The organism is Paracoccus sp. (in: a-proteobacteria), assembly GCF_046462195.1.
In the GTDB taxonomy this organism is placed as follows: Bacteria; Pseudomonadota; Alphaproteobacteria; order Rhodobacterales; family Rhodobacteraceae; genus Paracoccus.
Genome location: NZ_JBKGUN010000238.1, coordinates 1 through 20,489 on the forward strand (window position 1 = coordinate 1; position 20,489 = coordinate 20,489).

The window sequence follows — 20,489 nt, forward strand, 5'->3', positions numbered from 1 at the left end:
GATCCCATTGTCGAACAGGTGGCACGAATCGCCCTGCCGCAGTTCGACAGATAGAATCGAGACGCGAAAGAAAATTTCAAATAAGGCTCTGCCTGCGTCACTTTATCCATCGAACCCCATTGACCCTGCCATGGTGTGACCATAGTTTGCGCCGACGCCGGGACCACATCCTGTGCTTTCGGTGCGTGTGTCAGATGGATGGAGCAAGACGATGTCCCGAACAATGACGGGTGCGAGAATGGTGGTCGAGGCGCTGCGCGATCAGGGCGTCGATACCGTATTCGGCTATCCGGGCGGGGCCGTGCTACCCATTTATGACGAGATTTTCCAGCAGAACGACATCACCCATGTGCTGGTCCGCCATGAACAGGGCGCGGTTCACATGGCAGAGGGTTATGCCCGTGCCACGGGCAAGCCGGGCGTCGTGCTGGTGACATCAGGGCCGGGGGCGACCAATGCGGTCACCGGCCTGACCGATGCGCTGCTGGATTCGATCCCGCTGGTCGTCCTGTCGGGCCAGGTGCCCACCTTCATGATCGGCACCGATGGCTTTCAGGAGGCCGATACGGTCGGCATCACCCGCCCCTGCACCAAGCACAACTGGCTGGTCAAGGATACGGACAAGCTGTCGGAAACGATCCACAAGGGGTTCCATGTCGCCACATCGGGACGTCCCGGGCCGGTCCTGATCGACATCCCCAAGGATGTCCAGTTCGCGACAGGAACCTATGTCGGTCCCAAGCAGGCCGACACCGGCCATTATCAGCCCGCCCGCAAGGGTGATCTGGCAGCCATCACCCGCTTGGTCGAACTGATGGAGCGGGCCGAACGGCCGATCTTCTATACGGGCGGCGGCGTCATCAATTCGGGTCCCGCAGCCAGCCAGCTGCTGTTCGAACTGGCCGAAGCGACTGGCTTTCCCGTGACCTCGACGTTGATGGGGCTGGGTGCATATCCTGCTTCGGGCAAGGGATGGTTGGGCATGCTGGGCATGCACGGTACCTATGAGTCGAACCTGGCGATGCATGACTGCGACCTGATGATCAACATCGGTGCACGCTTTGATGACCGCATCACGGGGCGCATCGCGGACTTTAGCCCCGGTTCGGTCAAGGCGCATATCGACATCGACCCTTCTTCCATCAACAAGGTGGTCCGGGTCGATGTGCCCATCGTCGGGGACGTCGGTCATGTGCTGGAGGACCTGCTGAAGGTCTGGAAATCGCGCGGCCGCAAGGTGAACAGCCCGGCGCTGAAGCAGTGGTGGGGCCAGATCGAGCAGTGGCGTGCCAAGAACTGCCTCGGCTTTCGCAACAGCGACACGATCATCAAGCCGCAGCATGCGCTGCAGCGGCTGGAAGCGCTGACCAAGGGTCACGACCGTTACATCACGACCGAGGTGGGGCAGCACCAGATGTGGGCGGCGCAGTATCTGGGCTTTGAGGGTCCGAACCGTTGGATGACATCGGGCGGTCTGGGCACGATGGGCTATGGTCTGCCGGCCAGCATCGGCGTGCAGATGGCGCATCCCGAGGCTCTGGTCATCAATGTCGCAGGCGATGCCAGCTGGCTGATGAACATGCAGGAAATGGGAACGGCAATTCAGTTCCGCCTGCCCGTCAAGCAGTTCATCCTGAACAACGAGCGCCTTGGCATGGTGCGCCAGTGGCAGCAGCTGCTGCATGGCGAGCGTTACAGCCAGTCATGGTCCGACAGCCTGCCGGATTTCGTCAAGCTGGCGGAAGCCTTTGGCTGCAAGGGCGCACAGGTGCGCGATCCCAAGGATCTGGATGCGGCGATCCAGCAGATGATCGATTACGACGGTCCCTTCATTCTGGACGTGCTGGTCGAGAAGCACGAGAACTGCTTCCCGATGATCCCTTCGGGAAAGCCACATAACGAGATGCTGATGGGCGAGGCAGAAACCCTCGGTGTGATCGAGACCGAAGGTGCCGTTCTGGTCTGAAGCGATTGGGAACATGTTTCCCACTCCTCCGGACTTGCTGCACAGACGATAAGGGACAGAAGCATGAACGCACTGAATATCCAGACAGGCATGTCCAGCCAGTCGGCCTATGATCTTCGCGATCCGCATTCGCAGGTCGAGGAAAGCCACACGCTGGCGATCCTGGTTGAAAACGAGCCGGGCGTGCTGGCGCGCGTCATCGGGCTGTTCTCGGGCCGCGGCTACAATATCGACAGCCTGACCGTGGCCGAAATTGACCATACTGGCCACAGATCACGCATCACGGTGGTGACCCGAGGCACTCCCTCCGTCATCGAGCAGATCAAGGCGCAGCTGGGCCGCATCGTTGTGGTTCACGAGGTGCATGACCTGACTGTGGAAGGTCCGGTGGTTGAGCGTGAGCTGGGACTGTTCAAGGTGCGCGGGCATGGCGAGAAACGCGTCGAAGCCCTACGCATCGCCGAGATTTTTCGCGCCAATGTCGTGGATTCCACTTTGGAGAGTTTTATTTTCGAATTGGTGGGAACCCAATCAAAGCTTGAAGCGTTTGCTGATCTGATGAGGCCCTTGGGACTGGTAGAACTGACCCGAACCGGAGTTGCCGCGCTTGCGCGGGGATTTTGAATGGAAAAGGCCGGCCCCTGAAAGGCCGGCTTTTGGATAAAGCCTGTTGTAAACCTGAACCCAGGATATACTCAGGCCGGTCAGTGAGCTGCGCCGACCAGTGGCAAATCGTAGTATTGCGGCTCGGGCGGTGCCGAAGGCTGAGTGTATTGTACAGCTGATTCGCTTCCGCCCACCACCCGAAGATGAGGCTGCCGCTGGACTGGCGACGCTTCGGACAGCATGCGCGGAAGATCCGGACATCCCTGCTCCGATAACATCGACACGTTCAGGGCATGACGAAGGTTGCCGACCGTTCGCGTCTCCAGTTCCACCAGATCCCCGGGTTGCGGCCAATTCAGGCTGCTGGCAAGGTTTTCATACCCTTGCAGATAAGCCAGAGTCGCTTGATCTTCGCACCAGATGATCGCCTTTTCGCGCGGACCACTGCTCCATACGACAACGCCAATCATGGGCGCCCCTTTATTAGAAACGGCGCAACCGCGCCTGTTGTTGTCAGTTTAAGTGCATTTGTGCAAACCTTAGTGCGAATAAAGCAGAAAACCGCCGATTAGCCAGTTATTTTTTATTGGTACGCGATTTTTTCTCGCTCAGAAGGTGTCCTGTTGCGTGACCGGCACAACCTTCCTTGCATTGCAGTAACAAAGGTTTACGCGCGCCTTCAACGCGTGGACGATCGTTCCGATTTTGTCAAAAATGTTTCAGCGAACGCGGCCGGCCTGGACGTCTCCCACCGCGCGCCGCACCTGTGCCAGACGCTGCGCACGTGACGGGTGCGTACCAAGGACATGATTCCCCGGATCCGGAATTCGTTCGAACAACCGGGAGCCATTGATGGGGTCAAAGCCGGCATTCATCGTCAGGATCGACCCTAGGTAATCTGCCTCCAGCTCCCAGTCGCGCGAATAGTACCGGGCGCCGACGGAGGCGCCAATTTCCTGCGCGCGCTCTATGGCTGACTGGTCGCCTCCATAGGCACTTGCGATGCTGCCCAGCACGACGGCTGCCGTCGTGGCCGCGCCCGACTTGCGATCAAGGTGATTGAGAATGTGATGCGCCGCCTCGTGCCCGACAACGAATGCGATTTCGTCGGCATTGCGCGTTTGGGCAATCAACGACAGCGTAAAGCCGACAATGGGCCGGCCGTTGCGATCAACCGTCTGGAAGGCATTCGGCTCCAGCCCCGGCCGGTCATCCACGACGAAGACGAAATCACAATTGATCGGCCGGGTCCGGCGGTTCAGGCAGTCTTGGCGAACCGCGGGCTCCATCCGGCGCATCACCTGCACGAAGGTCCGCGCGGCGCCATCAGGGGAAAGGTCATGCGGCGCGGCCGGAGCGGGCAACGGAAGCGGCGCCTGTGCGGCAGGAGACGGCGCTTGATACGGCCCGGTTGCCATGGGCGCGGGTGCACAGCCAGCCAGCGTCAGGGCGGCCGCCGCGATTCCCGCCATCAACCGGCTTGCCTTGACCATCCGCATCTGTCCTGCCCTGTCCGCCGGCATACCGGCTTTTCGATCTGCCGCGCAGTTTACCCTGCAGGATCGCGGCGTAAACCCCGCCTGCTTGCTGCCAGGCGAACTTCACGCGATTGTCGAGGATTAACCAAGGAGATTCGGATGTTCACCATCGAGCATGATTTCGACGCGACCGTGATCACCCTGATCGATGAAGCCGAGCCGAAGACCCGCCCCTTGAACGAGGATGTGGTCATCCTCAGCTTTGACGACCGGGTGATTCTGGAGCAGATGAGCGATGAGGGCGACGAGGTGGTCCGGATTTCGCTGTCCATGCACCAGCTGACCGAGTTGCGGCTGGCGCTCAATCTGCCCGAGGGCAATTACCGCATCGAGAAGCAGGGCTAGGTTGCCCGGACATGGGCGCCTGACCAACCCCCATCGACAAGATCATCAACGAGGACCTCATGAATCACCGTAACGAGGAGGCGCTGCGCTTTCTGGCCATGCGCCGCTCGCACCCGCCCAAGCTGCTGCGCGCACCCGGACCTGATCCCGAAGAACTGACCCGTCTTTTGTCGCTGGCCGCCCGTGCTCCCGATCATGGCAAGCTTGAGCCTTGGCGGTTCGTCGTTCTCGGGCGCCGGACCTTGGAGGCGCTGGCACCCCGGCTGCGCGACGCAGTCCTGCAAAGCGGTCAGGACGAGGCGGCAGCCGACAAGGCGGCATCTGCCATGCAGTCTCCGGTGATCGTGGCGGTCATCTCTTCCCCCGTGGACAGCCCCAAGGTCCCCCAGTGGGAGCAGGTTCTGTCGGCAGGTGCCGTCTGTCTGGGACTGGTGAATGCCGCGCTGGCCTCGGGATGGGGGGCGGCCTGGCTGACGGGTTTTGCCGCCCTGGATCAGGCATTCTCGCAGGCCCATCTGGGCCTTGAAGAGCACGAGCGCGTGGCGGGGCTGATCCATATCGGCACGCGGGGTGAGACTCCGCCCGAGCGTCCCCGCCCGGACATCGCCACCAAGACGCAGTGGCGCCCATGACGGTCATGACCGCCTTTCTGCGGGGGTGGCAGGACCTTCTGCGCCCATCCATCCTGAAGCTGGTCGTGCTGGGGATCGGTCTGACGATCCTGCTGTTCATCGGTCTGCAAACGGCAATTTTCTGGATGATCCGCCTGTGGTTGCCGGGAGGTGTGACCCTGCCCTGGATGGGACAGGTCCAGTTTGCCGAGATCCTGTCCTGGGGCTCGCTGGCGCTGTTCCCGGTCCTGGGCTTCTTCCTGATGGCACCTGTGGCGGCAGGCTTTGCCGGGCTTTTCGCCGAAAACGTGGCCGAGGCGGTGGAGGATGTCCACTATCCCCAACGGCGCGGCACGTCGCTGGACTTTTTCGACGGGCTGCTGGAGTCGCTGGCCGTTGTTGCGGCAGTGTTCGGCGTCGCGGTCATGACCCTGTTGCTGACACCCTTCCTCGGGCCCCTGGCGCCGCTGCTGTTCTATGGCGCGAACGGCTGGCTGCTGGGACGCGAGTTCTTCCAGATGGCCGCGCGCCGCCATCTTTCCGAAACGGCAGCGCACGACCTGCGCCGCCGTTATTCGAGCCGGGTAACCTTGACGGGGGTGCTGGTCGCGGTCGGGCTGACCATTCCGCTGGTGAACATCGCCCTGCCCTTGCTGGCAGCGGCAACGTTCACGCATCTTTTCCACATCATCAGCGGAAAAGCTGATCCAGATGCGAGATATCGGCGCGGGTGACCAGCCCGCCCAGGATGACAAAGGCGATGATGGCCCAAAGAACCGACGTGATCCCCGTCGTCCACAGCAGCTTGCGCCGCCAAGGCACGTCGGAAGGCGCGCCGGCATGGGTGCCCGGCTCGACGACGCCCGCGTCGGCCTGGCTGCGCTGGCCGATGGGCATGACCACGAACAGGGTCAGAAACCACAAGGATGCGAAAAGGACGATGCCGCCGGTCAGGTTCATCAGACTTGCTCCAGTTCAATCAGGCAGCCGTTGAAGTCCTTGGGGTGCAGGAACAGCACCGGCTTGCCATGGGCGCCGATCTTGGGTTCGCCCGTGCCCAGCACGCGCGCCCCTTCGGCCTGCAACGTGTCACGGGCGGCGAGGATGTCATCGACCTCGAAACACATGTGATGGATACCGCCCGACGGGTTCTTGTCCAGGAACCCCTGGATCGGGCTGTTCTCGCCAAGGGGGTGAAGCAGCTCGACCTTTGTGTTGGGCAGTTCGATGAAGACAACGGTCACGCCGTGATCGGGCTCGTTCTGGGGTGACCCGACCTTGGCACCCAAGGTTTGTGCATACTGGCGCGACGCGGCGTCAAGGTCCGGAACGGCGATGGCAATATGGTTCAGGCGACCGATCATGAGGTTCTCCGTCAAGGGCACTTATCTATGGCGTCTTTGGCACGAGCGAAAGATTCGACGCAATTTTTAACCGCTTCTTAGCGAATCGCCGCTTTAATGTTCGTGAAGACATGGACGGGGATCATGACATGTTGACCAATACCGCAGCCAGCCCGGACAAGCCCTTGCCGCAATGGCGTTTATCCTTGCCGCGCCGGCCTCTGACCGGCCTGACGGTTCTGGTGATCGAGGATTCGCGCTTCGCCAGCGAGGCTGTTCGGCTCCTGTGCCTCAAGTCGGGTGCGCGCATTCGCCGCGCGGATTGTTTGCGTTCAGCGGCACGGCACTTGTGCAGCTATCGTCCGGCGGTGGTCATCGTCGATCTGGGATTGCCCGATGGCGACGGCATGAGCCTGATCGCCGAAATGCACAACTCTCAGCCCCGCGTGCCGGTGATCCTGGCGATGTCCGGCGATGCGGACCGGCGGGACGAGGCGCTGCGGGCAGGGGCCGACAATTTCCTGCCAAAGCCCGTGGAAAGCTTGGCGATATTCCAGCAGGCCATCCTGGACAGGCTGCCGAACTTGCTGGGCAGCGGCCTCCGCGTCCTGCCCGATGACGTGATCCAGCCCGATCCGTCCGGTTTGCGCGATGACCTGACCCATGTGGCAGATGTCCTGTCCACGGCGCAGGACACGACCGAGATCGACTATATCGCCCGCTTTCTGGCAGGGGTCGCCCGTTCCGCCCATGATCCGGCGCTGGAGGCCGCGGCGGCCGCGCTGGCCCGCGACCATCAGGCCGGACATGCCTTGGCCACGGACCTGGCGCGGATCAGCGGCATGGTCCACGACCGGTTGTCCCGCGTGGCGGAGATGTAATCAGGCCAGAAAGCCCGGATCGCCACCCATGTCCAGATCCGGAAACACCGCGCCCTCCAGCGCAGCCTTTGGAATACCGAACTTGGCATGCATGGCCCAGGCCGCATAGGCGCGGATATCCCGCACAGGCATCAGGTCACGCCCGTCATACAGATCCCCCTGGCCCAGGCCCGGCCAGCCGCTCAGGGCGCGCCCGCCCCGCACTGCGCCGCCGGCCATCATCATCGTGCCCCCGGTTCCATGGTCCGTCCCGCCCGAGCCGTTTTCGCGCGCAGTACGGCCGAACTCGGTCATGGCCATGACGGTTGTGCTGCCCCAGTGGAACCCCAGCCCGTCGCGCAGTGCAAGAATGGTCGCAGCCAACCGCCTGAGGGCATTGGTCATGCTGCCCGCCTGCCGGGCATGCGTGTCCCAACCGGACAGCGAGAATGTCGCGATCCGTGTATCCCGGTTCAGACGATCGGCGGCAAACTGGGCCAGTGCCAGATGCTCTTGCGGCAGGGGCTTCACGCCTTCGGACTTCAACCCCGCCGCAATCTCCATTGCCTGCATTCCCGCCTCTCGGAACAGCGGATCGTCATGATAGATGTGGGTCAGCAGACGCTCGGCCTGCGGACCAAGCGTCAGGGTCGCCTGCGGGGCCCAGCTTTTTGCGGGCGCAGGCCCCTGCAGGATGCGCATTTCCTCCACGCCGACCGAATAGGCCGTTTCCGAACTCTGCCCAGGCATGTGTTGCAGCAGCCGGTTCAGCCAGCCATCGCGCTGGCCGTCCAGACCCATATCGGTACCCGTTCCCGCCTCCAGCATGTTCTGGCCGTCGAAATGGCTGCGCTTGTCGCGATAAGGCGTCGATACTGCGGGCGCAAAACCCAATTCTCCGGACCGCCACAAAGGTAACAGATCCGACAGCCCGGGATGAAGCGCAAAGAAACCGTCCAGATCGGTTGCGCCGTGATCAGGCCCCAACGACAGCGTTTGGCGAAGGCCCGGCAGATTTGGGTCCCCATAAGGCTGAAAAGCGTCCAGCCCATCCATGGCACCGCGCAGGATGATGACCACCAGCCGGTTTTCCCCGGGCGCCGCGGCAAGCGCCATCGGCGTCAGCAAAGGATGCGCGGCAGCCGAACACCCGATCAGAGCCGCGGATGTCAGGAACAGGCGTCGGTTGATCATCGGGTCACCTCCGGTTGAAGTCGGCCGAGGCCAGCACCAGCGCCACCCCCTCGGCCGCGCTCTCGGCCCTTGGAACAGCCCATCGCAGGGGCTCGGAGGCGCTGTCGCCCAAGGCGCTTTGCAGGAACCCGCGCGGGTCCGGCAGCTGCGGCAGCAGCTTGGAGGGATTCTGCATGGCCCAGTTGATCCGGGTAGCGATGCCTTGCGGCGTTCCCCAAGCCTCGGCCGCCTCCGGCCAGCCGTCCGGACCGTCCGGTCGCGCCCATGGTTGGCCCATGACCTCCAGCGGCTGCAACAGCATCTGCTGGCGCTGCTTGCGCGGCCATGTCCACAAATCCTGCCCGGTCAGGCCCAGGCTGCGCAGGCTTCCTGCGATGAATTCGAACGGTGGGCGCAATTTGGCGCGAAAATTGCTCTCGAGCTCGGGCGCCTCGGCCAGCGCCAGGTTGATTGCAGCAAGGTTGCCCTGGCTGTCGATAAAGACCCCGGCCAGCCGCTCCACCAGCGGCTGCGGAGGATCATCGGCAATGAAATGGATCGCCAGCTTGCGGGCCAGATGGCGGGCAGTCGCCTCGTGCCGGGCCAGATCCTCGATCACGGCGCGGATGTCATCGAGGCTGCCCTTTGTGCCGCCATAATCCTGCCCCAAGACCCTGTCCGTTCCGGGTTCGGCCTGCGCCGCAGCAAAAACGCCGGGCTTCTGCGGGTTGTAGGTCAGGCCGGTCAGCAGGCGGGCCAAGGCCTCGACATCCTGCTGGCTGTATTCCGCCCCCACCCCCAGGCTGTGCAGTTCGATCATCTCGCGTGCAAGGTTTTCGTTCAGCCCCATGGCACGATCGGGCTTCTTGCGTGCCGCAGCCGAGTTCGGCCCTACCGATCGCACCTGATCCAGATAGATCAGCATGGCGGGATGCGTTTCCGCAGCCACTATCATGTCGGCAAAGCGGCCTGACAGATGCGGGCGGATGGCTTCGTCGACCAATGACGCCGTCATCATGCTGGTATGGGGGGTGCCGCCCCGGACGGTGAAATGATTGGCCCAAAAGGCCACCAGCCGTTCACCGAATCCGCAAGGATCGTCCGCCACCCGGGCAAAACGTTCCAGCACACTGTCGCCGAATGCCTGGAACATTCCCAGCCGATACTGGCGCCAAGTGCGGTCCGCTTCCTTCGTCCCCTCGCGGGCCAGTGCCTGAAGCCACTTCAGTTCGATCTGCATTTCGCGAATGCGGTCAAGCCTGACGGTGCGCCGGCCCGGTGCGGCCAGCGCGACGGCCTCGGCGAATCCTTTCGCATCCGCCGGGGGGACATGATGCGGCGACAGGCCGAAGCCGAGGCGCAGCGCGGCCAACTGGTCATAGGGCAGCGACATGGTGGGACCCTCTCCCAAAGGCTGCAGTCTTCTCTGCAGCACAGTGCCATGAGAGAGGTCGTTCCGTCAGTTCACTCTTTCGGCAACGTGCGCAGGCGCAGATCGCGCATCTGCTCGTTCGTGGGTTCGGACGGAGCACCCATCATCAGGTCCTCGGCGCGCTGGTTCATCGGGAACATGATCACCTCGCGGATGTTCTGCTCGTCCGCCAGCAGCATGACGATCCGGTCGATGCCGGCCGCGCAGCCGCCGTGCGGGGGCGCGCCATAGCGGAACGCCTTGACCATGCCGCCAAAGCGCTTCTCGACTTCGGAGGCCGGGTAGCCCGCCAGTTCAAAGGCCTTGAACATGATCTCGGGCTTGTGGTTGCGGATCGCGCCGCTGATCAGCTCATATCCGTTGCAGGCCAGGTCGTACTGATAGCCCAGCACCTTCAGCGGGTCGCCGTTCAGCGCCTCCATGCCCCCCTGCGGCATCGAGAATGGGTTGTGGCTGAAGTCGATCTTGCCCTCGTCGGTCTTCTCGTACATCGGGAAATCGACGATCCAGGCGAACTTGAACTGGTTTTCGTCAACCAGGGCCAGCTCGCGACCGATCTCGTTGCGCGCGCGGCCGGCGACAGCTTCGAACTGTTCGGGCTTGCCGCCCAGGAAGAAGGCCGCGTCACCCTCGGCAAGACCTAGCTGGATGCGGATGGCTTCGGTCTTGTCAGCACCCAGTGCCTTGGCGATCGGACCTGCCGCCTCGGTCGACCCGTCCTCGGCCTTGCGCCAGAAGATATAGCCCATGCCGGGCAGGCCCTGCTGTTGGGCAAATGCGTTCATGCGGTCGGCGAACTTGCGGCTGCCGCCTGTCGGCGCGGGAATGGCGCGGACCTCGGTCCCGTCCTGTTCCAGCAGCTTGGCAAAAATGCCAAAGCCCGAGCCGCGGAAATGGTCGCTGACCACCTGCATCTCGATCGGGTTGCGCAGGTCAGGCTTGTCGCTGCCGTATTTCAGCAACGCCTCGGCATAGGGAATGCGCGGCCAGTCGGCGTCAACGCGGCGGCCGCCGCCGAATTCCTCGAACAGGCCCTGGATGACGGGCTGGACAGTGGCAAAGACGTCCTCCTGCTCGACAAAGGACATCTCCATGTCCAGCTGGTAGAAGTCCGTAGGAGAGCGGTCGGCCCGCGGGTCCTCGTCGCGAAAGCAGGGCGCGATCTGGAAATACTTGTCAAAACCCGCGACCATGATCAGCTGCTTGAACTGCTGGGGCGCCTGCGGCAGCGCATAGAACTTGCCCGGGTGCAGGCGCGAGGGCACCAGAAAGTCACGCGCGCCCTCGGGGGACGATGCCGTGATGATGGGTGTCTGGAACTCGGTGAAGTTCTGATCCCACATGCGGTTGCGGATCGAGCGGATCACCTTGGAGCGCAGCATGATATTGTTGTGCAGGCTGTCGCGGCGCAGGTCCAGAAAGCGGTAGGCGAGACGCGTTTCCTCCGGATAGTCCTGGTCGCCGAAGACAGGCAGCGGCAGTTCGTCCGCAGGACCCAGAACTTCAAGATCAACGGCATAAACCTCGATGTCGCCTGTGGGCAGCTTGGGGTTGACCAGCGATGCGTCGCGCAGCTTGACCCGGCCGTCGATGCGGATCACCGTTTCGGCACGCAGCTTGTCCATTGCGGCAAAGGCGGGGCTGTCGCTGTCGGCCAGCACCTGTGTCATGCCGTAATGGTCGCGCAGGTCCACGAACAGCACGCCCCCGTGGTCGCGAACGCGATGCACCCAGCCCGACAGGCGGACGGTGTCACCGGCGTTGGCGGCTTTCAGATCGCCGCAGGTATGGCTGCGATAGGCATGCATGAGCGTTTCCCCACTAATTCAGCCCCCGCACAAAGCGCGGGACGGGCGGGAAGTCAACCTCTCAGAACAAGCCTTCAGAACGGGCGCACCACGTTGCCCGTGTAGAAATAGGCGCCCATGCCCACCGCAAACAACACGTTGCCCGCCACCGCGTGCAGCAGAAAGGCGGCCGGAAAGCCATAGCGCAGATAGGCGCGGGCAAAGATCCAACCGCCGACGAACGTCATGATCGCGACGATCCAAGACCAGTACATCAGGTGGGCAAAGGAAAAGATCGCTGCATTCAATGCGATGGCCGCCTGTCCCGGCGGCAGGATCGCGCCATAGCGATGAAAGAATAGGGGGCGGAAGATCAGTTCTTGCGGCAGGGCGGACAGGATCGGATAAAATATCCAGATCACCAGCAGGAATTCGGGCCTGTGGCGCGGAATGGCGAAAAGGGCGTCGGGGTTGCTGATCGTCAGGATGATCCATCCTGCAACCATGGTCGCCAAGGCGATGCCCAGCATCTCCCACCACGGCGCCTTCCGCCAGCCCCGCACAAGGACCCGCCAGCGGAACCCGCCGGTGATCCACAGCAACGCCAGGCCCGCGACGCTGAAGAGCGCCAGCGCGGTGAACAGCTGACCGGGCGGGAGGAACAACGCGATGGCCAGCGGCGCCCCGACATAAAGCGCCGCAAATTCGATCTTCAACCAGCGATGCGGGACTACCGCACCAGTCGTGCTTGCAACCATCGCGCCCAATCCGCAGCCGAGCCGGCAAAGGCATTGATATCCGTGTCGCCCTGGATGCCGGGAACGATTCCAGTGCCGGTGTATTGCCAGAAGGTCCAGCGCTGGCCCGGATAGGTCCGGCTGGGGTGATCCGCGGTCGAGCGAAGCCAGAAGTCAGCGTTCATGCGGCCCAACTGGTTTTCGCGATAAAAATCGACGGTGGTATAGATGATCGGGCGCTGGCCATAATGCCGACCCACGATCTGCATGAAGACCTCGGCCTCGCGCAGGACCTCGGCGGCCGGCGGCCGGCGCGGGCAGTTGCGCGAATTGGTCCACTCCAGATCCAGGACCGGCGGCAGCGACCCCGCTTCGCGCGGCACGTTGCGCATGAACCAATAGGCCTGCTCGGCCCCGGAGCGGCAGAAGTAATAGAAGTGATAGGCACCGCGCGGAATGCGGGCTTGCGCGGCCTCGTACCAATAGCGGCGGAAGTTCGGATCGGAATGATCGCCCCCTTCGGTCGCCTTGATGAAGGCAAAGCTGATGCCGGAACCGCGCACGCGGCTCCAGTCGATGTCCCCCTGCCAGCGAGAGATGTCGATGCCGTGCACGGCATGCCCGTAAGGCGCACCGTTCTGCCACTGGTGCGGGCGACGGTCGCCCAGTTGCGGATTGGCACCCGGCCCCGGCGCCACCTGGTAACCACCCGGGCCGCCGCCGCGCGGGGGCGTGCGCGCGCAAGAGACGGCAAAGGCGAGAACCGCCAATCCCAAGACCAGCTTCTTCAGAATGTGCATTCCTGCCCCGCCCTTCCGTTCCAAGATCACTGCTCGATGCGCTTTGTGCGTCATTGTGCTGCGTTATCTCAAAAGCGTGAGGCAATGTCATCGTCCCGAACTGGTCACGACTGCGTCAGAAGCGACAAATGAAAAAGACCCGGACGATGTCCGGGCCTTGAGGATTCAGTTGACTGCAGGCGCTGGCGGCGTGTCGTCGCCGGCGGCAGGATCGGCCGTACCTGCAGGGGCATCCGTACCCGTAAGGGGCGTGTCGGCCGCCGAGGTCGCGGGCGAACGGTCCGGTTCTGTTGTCGCGGTAGCTTCCTCGAGAGTGGTCCCTTCCGGCGGCGGGGTGGTTGCAATGCCCTCGTTCTGTTCGTTGACGCCCGGACGGAAGACGAAGAACGCCACAAGAGCCACTGCAAGAACAAAAGCCAAGGCCGTGAGCGCGGGCTTGTGGCGACGTGCCGCGCGTTCAGGCTCGTGATTGTGGGACATGACATCTTCCTCGACAGTTCGGGTTCGTGGCGGAACGCCGCCTTGTCACCCTTGGTTCCGGTCCGGCACCAGCTTGCCAGGGTTCAGGATGCCGCAGGGGTCCAGCGCAGCCTTGATCGCCCCCATGACCTCCCACGCCTCGCCGTGCTCGGCGGCCATCAGGGCACGTTTGCCGACCCCGATCCCGTGTTCGCCGGTCACAGTGCCGCCCACCGTCAAGGCGCGCTCTGCCATGCGGGTGGCAACCTGCTTGGCCCGCGCGACCTCCTCCTCGCTTTCGGGATCGATCAGCAGCAGGGAATGGAAATTGCCGTCACCGACATGCCCCACGATCGGCCCCACAAGGCCCGCCTGTGTGATATCGGCCGCTGCCGCGGCCACGGCCACGGCCAGGTGCGACATCGGCACGCAGATGTCGGTGATGACCCCCGCCGCACCCGGGCGCAGCGAAAAGGCGGCGTGATAAGCGCCATGCCGCATCCGCCAAAGGCGCGCACGATCCTCGGGGGTCGTGGCCCAGTCGAAACCTTGCGCACCCATCTCCGCCGCGATCTCGCCAAAGCGGGCGGCATCCTCGCGCACGGCGCCGGGAGAGCCGTGGAACTCGATCATCAGGTGCGGTCGTTCCGGCAGGCTGGTGCCCGAGTGGAGGTTGAAGGCCCGTGCCGTCAGCGCATCGACGAACTCGATGCGCGCCATCGGAATGCCGGATTGAATGGTCGCGGTCACGCATTCCACGGCATGGTGCAGGCTGTCAAAGGCGCAGACGGCCGCGGCGGTTTCCTCGGGCTGGCCCCGCAGGCGAAGCGTCAGTTCGGTGATGACCCCCAGCGTTCCCTCCGATCCGACGAAAAGTCCCGTCAGGTCATAGCCGGCGCTGGACTTGGCTGCCCGCGTGCCGGTGCGGATGATCCGGCCGTCGGCCAGCACGACCTGCAACGCCAGAACGTTGTCGCGCATCGTGCCATAGCGCACGGCCGTCGTTCCGCTGGCCCGCGTCGCGGCCATTCCGCCCAAGCTGGCATTCGCGCCCGGATCGACGGGAAAGAACAGTCCCGTCGCCCGAAGGTCGGTGTTCAACGCTTCGCGCGTGACGCCGGGCTGGACGCTGGCCTGCATGTCCTCGGCCCTGATCTCCAGCACGCGGTTCATGCGCAGCAGGTTCAGCGTGATGCCACCCTGCGTTGCCAGCGCATGACCCTCCAGCGATGTGCCGGTCCCCCAGGGGATCACGGCAACGCCCGCGTCGCGGCAGGCGCGAAGGATGGCGGAAACCTCTTCGGCGCTTTCGGGAAAGACCACCCCATCCGGCGGTGGCGCGCGATGAAAGCTTTCGGAGGCGGCATGCTGTTCCCGGTCGGCACGCCCGGTGCTGAAGCGGTCGCCCAGAAGGGCACTCAGTCGGGCGACAAGCGTGTCAGGCAGGGTCATCGGCAATCCTTTGCTGAAACAGGCACGTCCTTCTTTTCGGCAAACTTGGCAAGGGCCGCAAGCTTCTGTCATCTGTCCGCAGGCCGACGGCCCCAACGTCGGAAGGATCTGCCAGAACGCAAGGCGCACCCATGACCCTGTTCCCCCCTCCCTTTCACGGCCTCGCCCTGGCCGAGGGCCTGACGGCCGAGGCACCTCCCGTTGCGGACCATGCCTTTGTCACATTGGTCAGCAACCGCGATTATCTTCCTGGAGCCGAGGCCCTGCTGCGCTCGCTTCGGCTGACGGGCACGCGGGCCGATATGGCGGTCATGCACCGGGGGTTGGAGGCCGCCGAACTGGCGCGGCTGCGCGATGCGGGCGCGCGCCTGATCGCCGCGGACCTGCTGCCCACATCGACGGCCTTCGATCACGCCCATTCCCGGGACATCCTGCATGCACGCGCAGCCTTCACCAAGGGCGGCAAGCCTGCCTTCCACACCCCGCTGGAGAACTTCGTCAAGCTGCGCCTGTGGCAGCTGGACTATGACCGCTGCGTGTTCATCGATGCCGATGCCATTGTCCTCCGCCCGGTGGACAAGCTGTTCGACATGCCGGAATTCTGTGCGGCGCCCAATGTTTACGACGGGCTCGACGGATTTCACCGCATGAATTCGGGCGTGTTCACCGCGCGGCCCGATCCCGCGACCTTTGTAAGGATGCTGGCCCACCTAGACCGGCCCGGCGCCTTCTGGCGGCGCACGGACCAGACCTTTCTGCAGGACTTCTTTCCCGACTGGCACGGGCTCTCGATCCACCACAACCTGCTTCAGTACGTGTGGCTGCACATGCCCCAGCTTTGGAGCTGGGAAGACATCCGGATCCTGCATTTCCAGTACGAGAAGCCCTGGCAGGACCACGACAAGTCCGACGCGCTGCGCCCGCTGATCGACCTGTGGCGCGTGATCGCCGCAGGCGGACCAATGCCCGACCTGCTGGCGCAGCCGCGCCCCCCCGTCGCCTGATGCGCGTCGTCTTGACAGGCGCTTCAGGGATCGTCGGTCATTTCGTGGCGGCGGCGTTGCGGGAGGCGGGACACGAGGTGACCCCGCTGGACCGCGCCCATGGCTGGCAACTGGGTCAGGATGCGCCTCTGGCAGGCCATGACGCCCTGATCCACGCGGCCTTTGCCCATGCTCCCGGCCGTTATCGTGGAGGCGAGGGAGAAGACCCGACAGGTTTCGTCACCGCCAACCTGGATCACAGCCTTTGCCTGTTCGACCAGGCGATGGGGGCGGGCGTCGGGCGCATCCTGTTCCTGTCCTCGCGCGCGGTGCATGACGGCCACCCGGCGGGCACACGCCTGACCGACGACCTCACACCCGCGCCGACCAGCCTGTACGGTCAGGTCAAGGCAGGGGCCGAAGCGCATCTGGCCACCCTCAGGCGCCGAATCGCCACCTGCGCCCTGCGGGCCACGGGCGTCTATGGACCGGGCCGCGGAGAAAAATGGAACGACCTCATTGCCAACTATCGCGCCGGCCGCCCTGTCACCCCCCGTGTCGCGACCGAGGTTCATGGCGCCGATCTTGCAAAGGCCCTGCTGATCCTGCTGGAGCACCCTGCCCCGCCGCCCACCGTGAACTGCAGCGACCTGATCCTGGACCGCCACGACCTGCTGACAATGGTTCGGGACGTGACGGGCTGTCCGCACCCGCCACCCGAACGTGCCGACGCATCCGGTCTGCGGATCCCCGACTGCAGCGCCCTGCAGGCGGCAGGCTGGCGGCCGGGCGGCATGAGCGTGCTGAAAAAGACACTGGAACGCATGCCGGCAGTCACGGGCGACGCCTGACCGTGGCGGGCGGCCCGAGGATACCCTCAGCCGCGCCTGATCGAGGCCATGCCCAGAACCCGCGCCCGCTTTCGGGGATCGCTGTCGAACAAGGCCGCCAGCTGCTCGGTGATTGCACCGGCCAGTTGCTCTGCATCGGTGATGGTCACCGCGCGTTCATAATAGCGTGTCACGTCATGGCCGATGCCGATGGCGAGCAACTCGATCGCACGGCGCTTTTCCACCATCGCGATCACATCCCGCAGGTGACGCTCCAGGAAATTTGCGGGGTTCACCGACAGGGTCGAATCATCCACCGGCGCCCCGTCAGAGATCACCATCAGGATCTTGCGCGCCTCGGCCCGGCGAGTCAGGCGCTTGTGCGCCCATTCCAGCGCCTCGCCGTCGATGTTTTCCTTCAACAGCCCTTCCTTCATCATCAGCCCCAGATTCGGGCGGACCCGACGCCAGGGCGCATCGGCGGACTTGTAGATGATGTGGCGCAGGTCATTCAGGCGCCCGGGCTGGGCAGGCCGCCCCGCCGCCAGCCAGGCCTCGCGGGACTGCCCGCCCTTCCAGGCGCGGGTGGTAAAGCCTAGGATCTCGACCTTGACGTTGCAGCGTTCCAGCGTGCGCGCCAGCACGTCGGCGCAGATCGCGGCGATGGAAATCGGCCGCCCGCGCATGGAGCCTGAATTGTCGATCAGCAGTGTCACGACCGTGTCGCGGAATTCGGTGTCCTTCTCGACCTTGAAGGACAAGGGTGTGGTGGGATTGGCCACCACCCGCGCCAGCCGGCCAGCATCCAGAACGCCCTCTTCCTTGTCGAATTCCCAGCTGCGGTTCTGCTGCGCCTGCAGGCGGCGCTGCAGCTTGTTGGCCAAACGGCTGACCGCACCGCGCAGCGGCTCCAGCTGCTTGTCCAGATAAGCGCGCAGGCGCTCCAGTTCGGCAGGGTCGGCCAGATCCTCGGCGCGAATCTCCTCGTCCCAGGTTTGGGCGAACACCTTGTATTCGGCACTGGCTTCGCTGACCGGGGGCGGCATGTCGGGCGGGGTTTCGGTGTCGGGCATCTCGGCCTCGTCCGACATTTCCTCGTCCGAGGCGTCGTCCATGCTGACCTGAGCCTGCCGTTCGTCCTGTGTCTGTTCCTGGCTGCGCTCGGGGCTGGCCTCGGAATCCTCGCTTTCATCCTGGTCGCGCGACTGGTTGTCGCCGGCCTCTTCGTCTTGTTCGGCGTTATCCTCGGCGTCATCCTCCTGCGGCTGGTCGGGATCTTCACCCAGCTGGTCGCCATAGCCCAGATCGGTGATGATCCGCCGCGACAACCGTGCAAAGGCCGCCTGATCCGCCAGAGCGGCATTCACGTCGGCCAAGGCCGCACCGGCCTGGCTTTCCACGAAAGGCCGCCATAGGTCGGCCACGTGCTGCGCGCCGACGGGCAGCACGCGCCCTGTTGCCGCTTGCCGCAGGATATAGCCCGCAGCCACCGACAAGGGCGCATCCGCCGGCGCCTTGATCTGGGCATAGCCCTTCTTGTCGGCTTCGGCACCGATCTTGACGTCGATGTTGGACAAGGCGCCCGGCATGTCGCGCGCGCCAAGTGCCTCGCAGCGGGCCGTTTCCATGGCTTCGTACAACTCGCGCGCCATGGGCCCGGCAGGAACATACTTGGCATGCAGACCGGCGTCATGATGGCGGATTCGCATGGCCAGGGCATCGGCCGTTCCGCGCGCCATCAGGACCTCGTCCCGGCCCATCCGGCGGCTGATCTGCGGCAGGCGCATCGTGTCACCCGCCACACCGGCAGGATCGGCACTGAAGGTGACATTCAACTCGCGCTCGTCGGCCAGGGCGCGGGTCGCCTCGGTCAGGGCCTTCTTGAACGGGTCGGCGGGGTTGTCGGACTTTTTCATGCCAACCATAGAACACCACCTGTCGCGCCAGACAAGAGGGGCAGGCAGGCTTCGCGCATCCATGCGCAAGGACTGTGCGGCTGTGCAGCCAGCCACAAGGCAACCTTGGCCCCTGCGAAGGTGTTGACGAGGCGAACCACACCCAAACCCCGAGGACCTCATGTCGAAACCCCGTATCGCCGTCATCGTCAGTTCCACCCGCAAGGCCCGCTTTGCCGACAAGCCGACAGCGTGGCTGATGGAGCAGGTCAGCGCCCATCCCGAACTGGATTTTGAACTGGTCGACCTGCGCGATCAGGATCTGCCCTTCTTTGACGAGGTCGCGTCGAATCTCTGGGTCCCGTCACAGGACCCGCGCGCCGTGGCATGGCAGAACAAGCTGGCCGGCTTCGACGGCTTCATGTTCGTTGTCGCGGAATACAACCATTCGGTCACCGGGGCGCTGAAGAACGCGCTGGACCAAGCCTACAAGGAGTGGAATCGCAAGCCCATGGCAGCCTTGGCTTATGGCAGCATGGGCGGTGCCCGCGCGCTGGAGCAACTGCGCCTCATGGCGGTCGAGTTGCAGATGGTGCCCTTGCGCAACGCGATCCACATTGGCGGCGGCGACTTCTTCAAGGTTTCTCCGCTGGGCGAAGATGCGCCCATGTCCACGATCGAGGGTCATCTGAAAGGATCGCTGGAGGCCACGCTGGACGAGCTGACCTTCTGGGCCAAGCTGCTGAAGGATGCGCCCAAACCCTGATCGCCGGCAGGCGCGCCAGCGCGCCCGCCCCTTGTTCTGCCTAGGCCGCCAGCGGTTAACTCATCAGCTTTGCATGCTCCTGCAGCCTGTTCAGAACTCTTTCTGACGCCTCAACCCTTTGGACTGCCCAGCACATGACAGTGTTGATCCCACGAATGGCCCCAAAGCGGCATCTGCCCGACCAGACGCTGCAAACTGTAACAGCCCTTGGTTCGCCGCAAATATGACTTGCTCAACTACATGAATGTACGCGTCGACAAGGATAGGCGCGGCCTGCCGAACGACAAGGTGCCCGCGACACTGGGCGCGGGCGCGCCCTTGATTATCGTCAGCCTAGGAACGCTTCCGGCGTCAGCCGGCCTTGGCCGCAGCGCTTTCCGGCAGTTCCTCGTCGAAGAGGCGCTGATAGAATTCCGCCACCGTCTGCCGCTCCAGTTCGTCGCATTTGTTCAGGAAGGTGAGGCGGAAGGCATAGCCGACATTGTCGAATATCCGCGCGTTCTGCGCCCATGAGATCACTGTCCGCGGGCTCATGACGGTGGACAGATCGCCCTGCATGAAGGCCGTGCGGGTCAGGTCGTCCAGCGTTACCATCTGGTTGATGACCTTGCGTCCCTTTTCCGTGTTGTAATGCGGCACCTTGGCCAGAACGATGGCGGCCTCGGCGTCGTGGGAAAGATAGTTCAGCGTGGCAACCAGCGACCAGCGGTCCATCTGACCCTGGTTGATCTGCTGCGTGCCGTGGTAAAGACCCGTTGTGTCACCCAAGCCCACCGTGTTCGCGGTAGCGAACAGACGGAAATACGGGTTCGGAGAGATCACCTCGTTCTGGTCCAGAAGCGTCAGCTTGCCCTCGGCCTCCAGCACGCGCTGGATCACGAACATCACGTCGGCGCGGCCCGCATC

General features: G+C 63.8%; 21 protein-coding genes and 1 pseudogene. 9 read left to right on the top strand and 13 right to left on the bottom strand.

Going from position 1 to position 20,489, the window contains the following annotated elements:
• Positions 1–211 precede the first annotated feature (211 nt).
• Both ACLHHB_RS15010 and ilvN read left to right on the top strand, forming a co-directional pair.
• Complete coding sequence (locus ACLHHB_RS15010; protein WP_410219087.1) at positions 212–1,966, top strand: acetolactate synthase 3 large subunit; 1,755 nt, start codon at positions 212–214, stop codon at positions 1,964–1,966.
• Positions 1,967–2,029: 63 nt separating this feature from the next.
• Positions 2,030–2,590, top strand: a complete 561-nt coding sequence (ilvN, locus tag ACLHHB_RS15015) for an acetolactate synthase small subunit (protein ID WP_410219088.1) — start codon at positions 2,030–2,032, stop codon at positions 2,588–2,590.
• A gap of 80 nt (positions 2,591–2,670) precedes the next feature.
• Here the strand turns inward: ilvN and ACLHHB_RS15020 are convergent, their stop codons facing one another.
• Together ACLHHB_RS15020 and ACLHHB_RS15025 are read right to left on the bottom strand one after the other, a co-directional pair.
• Positions 2,671–3,042 carry a hypothetical protein gene (locus ACLHHB_RS15020; RefSeq protein WP_410219089.1) on the bottom strand — a complete coding sequence of 124 codons (372 nt, stop codon included), beginning with the start codon at positions 3,040–3,042 and terminating at the stop codon, positions 2,671–2,673.
• A 249-nt stretch (positions 3,043–3,291) separates the two neighbouring features.
• On the bottom strand, positions 3,292–4,065 hold the full coding sequence (locus ACLHHB_RS15025) for a M48 family metalloprotease (RefSeq protein WP_410219106.1): 774 nt from the start codon (positions 4,063–4,065) through the stop codon (positions 3,292–3,294).
• A 144-nt stretch (positions 4,066–4,209) separates the two neighbouring features.
• Here ACLHHB_RS15025 and ACLHHB_RS15030 point away from each other — a divergent pair, with 144 nt between their 5' ends.
• Genes ACLHHB_RS15030 through ACLHHB_RS15040 form a run of 3 tightly spaced genes read left to right on the top strand, consistent with a single transcriptional unit; the run spans position 4,210 to position 5,800 of the window.
• Complete coding sequence (locus tag ACLHHB_RS15030) at positions 4,210–4,455, top strand: hypothetical protein (RefSeq protein ID WP_410219090.1); 246 nt, start codon at positions 4,210–4,212, stop codon at positions 4,453–4,455.
• 59 nt (positions 4,456–4,514) lie between these two features.
• The gene (locus tag ACLHHB_RS15035; RefSeq protein ID WP_410219091.1) at positions 4,515–5,087 is read left to right on the top strand and encodes a nitroreductase; all 573 of its coding nucleotides are present in this window, start codon (positions 4,515–4,517) and stop codon (positions 5,085–5,087) included.
• A complete protein-coding gene (locus ACLHHB_RS15040; protein WP_410219092.1) occupies positions 5,084–5,800 on the top strand; it encodes an EI24 domain-containing protein in 717 nt (238 codons plus the stop codon). The genes ACLHHB_RS15035 and ACLHHB_RS15040 overlap by 4 nt, the downstream gene beginning before the upstream one ends.
• Here the strand turns inward: ACLHHB_RS15040 and ACLHHB_RS15045 are convergent.
• Together ACLHHB_RS15045 and mce are read right to left on the bottom strand one after the other, a co-directional pair.
• Positions 5,757–6,026, bottom strand: a complete 270-nt coding sequence (locus ACLHHB_RS15045; protein WP_410219093.1) for a DUF1467 family protein — start codon at positions 6,024–6,026, stop codon at positions 5,757–5,759. The genes ACLHHB_RS15040 and ACLHHB_RS15045 overlap by 44 nt on opposite strands.
• Positions 6,026–6,430, bottom strand: coding sequence for a methylmalonyl-CoA epimerase (mce, locus tag ACLHHB_RS15050; RefSeq protein ID WP_410219094.1), 405 nt, complete (start codon positions 6,428–6,430; stop codon positions 6,026–6,028). The genes ACLHHB_RS15045 and mce overlap by 1 nt, the downstream gene beginning before the upstream one ends.
• 128 nt (positions 6,431–6,558) lie before the next feature.
• On the opposite strand from mce, the gene ACLHHB_RS15055 reads away from it, so the two are divergent.
• Positions 6,559–7,290: a response regulator gene (locus ACLHHB_RS15055; RefSeq protein WP_410219095.1), complete on the top strand. Its 732-nt coding sequence runs from the start codon at positions 6,559–6,561 to the stop codon at positions 7,288–7,290.
• Here the strand turns inward: ACLHHB_RS15055 and ACLHHB_RS15060 are convergent, their stop codons facing one another.
• From ACLHHB_RS15060 to ACLHHB_RS15090, 7 genes are all read right to left on the bottom strand, one after another.
• The gene (locus ACLHHB_RS15060; RefSeq protein WP_410219096.1) at positions 7,291–8,463 is read right to left on the bottom strand and encodes a DUF1501 domain-containing protein; all 1,173 of its coding nucleotides are present in this window, start codon (positions 8,461–8,463) and stop codon (positions 7,291–7,293) included.
• Positions 8,464–8,467: 4 nt separating this feature from the next.
• The gene (locus ACLHHB_RS15065; protein ID WP_410219097.1) at positions 8,468–9,835 is read right to left on the bottom strand and encodes a DUF1800 family protein; all 1,368 of its coding nucleotides are present in this window, start codon (positions 9,833–9,835) and stop codon (positions 8,468–8,470) included.
• A 71-nt stretch (positions 9,836–9,906) separates the two neighbouring features.
• Positions 9,907–11,682 (bottom strand): aspartate--tRNA ligase, encoded by a 1,776-nt coding sequence (gene aspS / locus ACLHHB_RS15070; RefSeq protein ID WP_410219098.1) that lies wholly within the window; start codon positions 11,680–11,682, stop codon positions 9,907–9,909.
• Between the two features lie 74 nt (positions 11,683–11,756).
• Positions 11,757–12,419 carry a type II CAAX prenyl endopeptidase Rce1 family protein gene (locus ACLHHB_RS15075; RefSeq protein WP_410219099.1) on the bottom strand — a complete coding sequence of 221 codons (663 nt, stop codon included), beginning with the start codon at positions 12,417–12,419 and terminating at the stop codon, positions 11,757–11,759.
• The gene (locus ACLHHB_RS15080; RefSeq protein WP_410219107.1) at positions 12,392–13,189 is read right to left on the bottom strand and encodes a GH25 family lysozyme; all 798 of its coding nucleotides are present in this window, start codon (positions 13,187–13,189) and stop codon (positions 12,392–12,394) included. Before ACLHHB_RS15080 ends, ACLHHB_RS15075 begins: the two co-directional genes overlap by 28 nt.
• 174 nt (positions 13,190–13,363) lie before the next feature.
• A complete protein-coding gene (locus ACLHHB_RS15085) occupies positions 13,364–13,678 on the bottom strand; it encodes a hypothetical protein (RefSeq protein WP_410219100.1) in 315 nt (104 codons plus the stop codon).
• Between the two features lie 45 nt (positions 13,679–13,723).
• Complete coding sequence (locus ACLHHB_RS15090) at positions 13,724–15,109, bottom strand: FAD-binding oxidoreductase (RefSeq protein WP_410219101.1); 1,386 nt, start codon at positions 15,107–15,109, stop codon at positions 13,724–13,726.
• A gap of 131 nt (positions 15,110–15,240) precedes the next feature.
• Between ACLHHB_RS15090 and ACLHHB_RS15095 the strand changes: the two genes are divergently transcribed.
• A complete protein-coding gene (locus ACLHHB_RS15095; RefSeq protein WP_410219102.1) occupies positions 15,241–16,113 on the top strand; it encodes a glycosyltransferase in 873 nt (290 codons plus the stop codon).
• Entirely contained in the window at positions 16,113–16,943 is an 831-nt protein-coding gene (locus tag ACLHHB_RS15100; protein ID WP_410219103.1) for an NAD-dependent epimerase/dehydratase family protein, read from the top strand. The genes ACLHHB_RS15095 and ACLHHB_RS15100 overlap by 1 nt, the downstream gene beginning before the upstream one ends.
• A gap of 26 nt (positions 16,944–16,969) precedes the next feature.
• Here ACLHHB_RS15100 and cobT read toward each other — a convergent pair whose 3' ends face one another.
• Positions 16,970–18,838, bottom strand: coding sequence for a cobaltochelatase subunit CobT (cobT, locus tag ACLHHB_RS15105; protein WP_410219104.1), 1,869 nt, complete (start codon positions 18,836–18,838; stop codon positions 16,970–16,972).
• A gap of 160 nt (positions 18,839–18,998) precedes the next feature.
• On the opposite strand from cobT, the gene ACLHHB_RS15110 reads away from it, so the two are divergent.
• Positions 18,999–19,583 (top strand): NADPH-dependent FMN reductase, encoded by a 585-nt coding sequence (locus ACLHHB_RS15110; RefSeq protein ID WP_410219105.1) that lies wholly within the window; start codon positions 18,999–19,001, stop codon positions 19,581–19,583.
• A gap of 351 nt (positions 19,584–19,934) precedes the next feature.
• On the opposite strand, the pseudogene ACLHHB_RS15115 reads toward ACLHHB_RS15110, so the two are convergent.
• Positions 19,935–20,489: pseudogene (locus tag ACLHHB_RS15115) on the bottom strand (cobaltochelatase subunit CobS); the annotation flags it as partial.

What these genes read in the sequence shown, in the direction of transcription:
- aspS (WP_410219098.1), bottom strand. Translation starts at nt 11,682, where the DNA reads ATGCATGCCTATCGCAGCCATACCTGCGGCGATCTGAAAGCCGCCAAC.
- ACLHHB_RS15075 (WP_410219099.1), bottom strand. Translation starts at nt 12,419, where the DNA reads ATGGTTGCAAGCACGACTGGTGCGGTAGTCCCGCATCGCTGGTTGAAG.
- ACLHHB_RS15040 (WP_410219092.1), top strand. Translation starts at nt 5,084, where the DNA reads ATGACGGTCATGACCGCCTTTCTGCGGGGGTGGCAGGACCTTCTGCGC.
- ACLHHB_RS15065 (WP_410219097.1), bottom strand. Translation starts at nt 9,835, where the DNA reads ATGTCGCTGCCCTATGACCAGTTGGCCGCGCTGCGCCTCGGCTTCGGC.
- ACLHHB_RS15010 (WP_410219087.1), top strand. Translation starts at nt 212, where the DNA reads ATGTCCCGAACAATGACGGGTGCGAGAATGGTGGTCGAGGCGCTGCGC.
- ACLHHB_RS15100 (WP_410219103.1), top strand. Translation starts at nt 16,113, where the DNA reads ATGCGCGTCGTCTTGACAGGCGCTTCAGGGATCGTCGGTCATTTCGTG.
- ACLHHB_RS15045 (WP_410219093.1), bottom strand. Translation starts at nt 6,026, where the DNA reads ATGAACCTGACCGGCGGCATCGTCCTTTTCGCATCCTTGTGGTTTCTG.
- ACLHHB_RS15090 (WP_410219101.1), bottom strand. Translation starts at nt 15,109, where the DNA reads ATGACCCTGCCTGACACGCTTGTCGCCCGACTGAGTGCCCTTCTGGGC.
- cobT (WP_410219104.1), bottom strand. Translation starts at nt 18,838, where the DNA reads ATGAAAAAGTCCGACAACCCCGCCGACCCGTTCAAGAAGGCCCTGACC.
- ACLHHB_RS15085 (WP_410219100.1), bottom strand. Translation starts at nt 13,678, where the DNA reads ATGTCCCACAATCACGAGCCTGAACGCGCGGCACGTCGCCACAAGCCC.
- ACLHHB_RS15035 (WP_410219091.1), top strand. Translation starts at nt 4,515, where the DNA reads ATGAATCACCGTAACGAGGAGGCGCTGCGCTTTCTGGCCATGCGCCGC.
- ACLHHB_RS15020 (WP_410219089.1), bottom strand. Translation starts at nt 3,042, where the DNA reads ATGATTGGCGTTGTCGTATGGAGCAGTGGTCCGCGCGAAAAGGCGATC.
- ACLHHB_RS15095 (WP_410219102.1), top strand. Translation starts at nt 15,241, where the DNA reads ATGACCCTGTTCCCCCCTCCCTTTCACGGCCTCGCCCTGGCCGAGGGC.
- mce (WP_410219094.1), bottom strand. Translation starts at nt 6,430, where the DNA reads ATGATCGGTCGCCTGAACCATATTGCCATCGCCGTTCCGGACCTTGAC.
- ACLHHB_RS15030 (WP_410219090.1), top strand. Translation starts at nt 4,210, where the DNA reads ATGTTCACCATCGAGCATGATTTCGACGCGACCGTGATCACCCTGATC.
- ACLHHB_RS15060 (WP_410219096.1), bottom strand. Translation starts at nt 8,463, where the DNA reads ATGATCAACCGACGCCTGTTCCTGACATCCGCGGCTCTGATCGGGTGT.
- ilvN (WP_410219088.1), top strand. Translation starts at nt 2,030, where the DNA reads ATGAACGCACTGAATATCCAGACAGGCATGTCCAGCCAGTCGGCCTAT.
- ACLHHB_RS15055 (WP_410219095.1), top strand. Translation starts at nt 6,559, where the DNA reads ATGTTGACCAATACCGCAGCCAGCCCGGACAAGCCCTTGCCGCAATGG.
- ACLHHB_RS15025 (WP_410219106.1), bottom strand. Translation starts at nt 4,065, where the DNA reads ATGGTCAAGGCAAGCCGGTTGATGGCGGGAATCGCGGCGGCCGCCCTG.
- ACLHHB_RS15110 (WP_410219105.1), top strand. Translation starts at nt 18,999, where the DNA reads ATGTCGAAACCCCGTATCGCCGTCATCGTCAGTTCCACCCGCAAGGCC.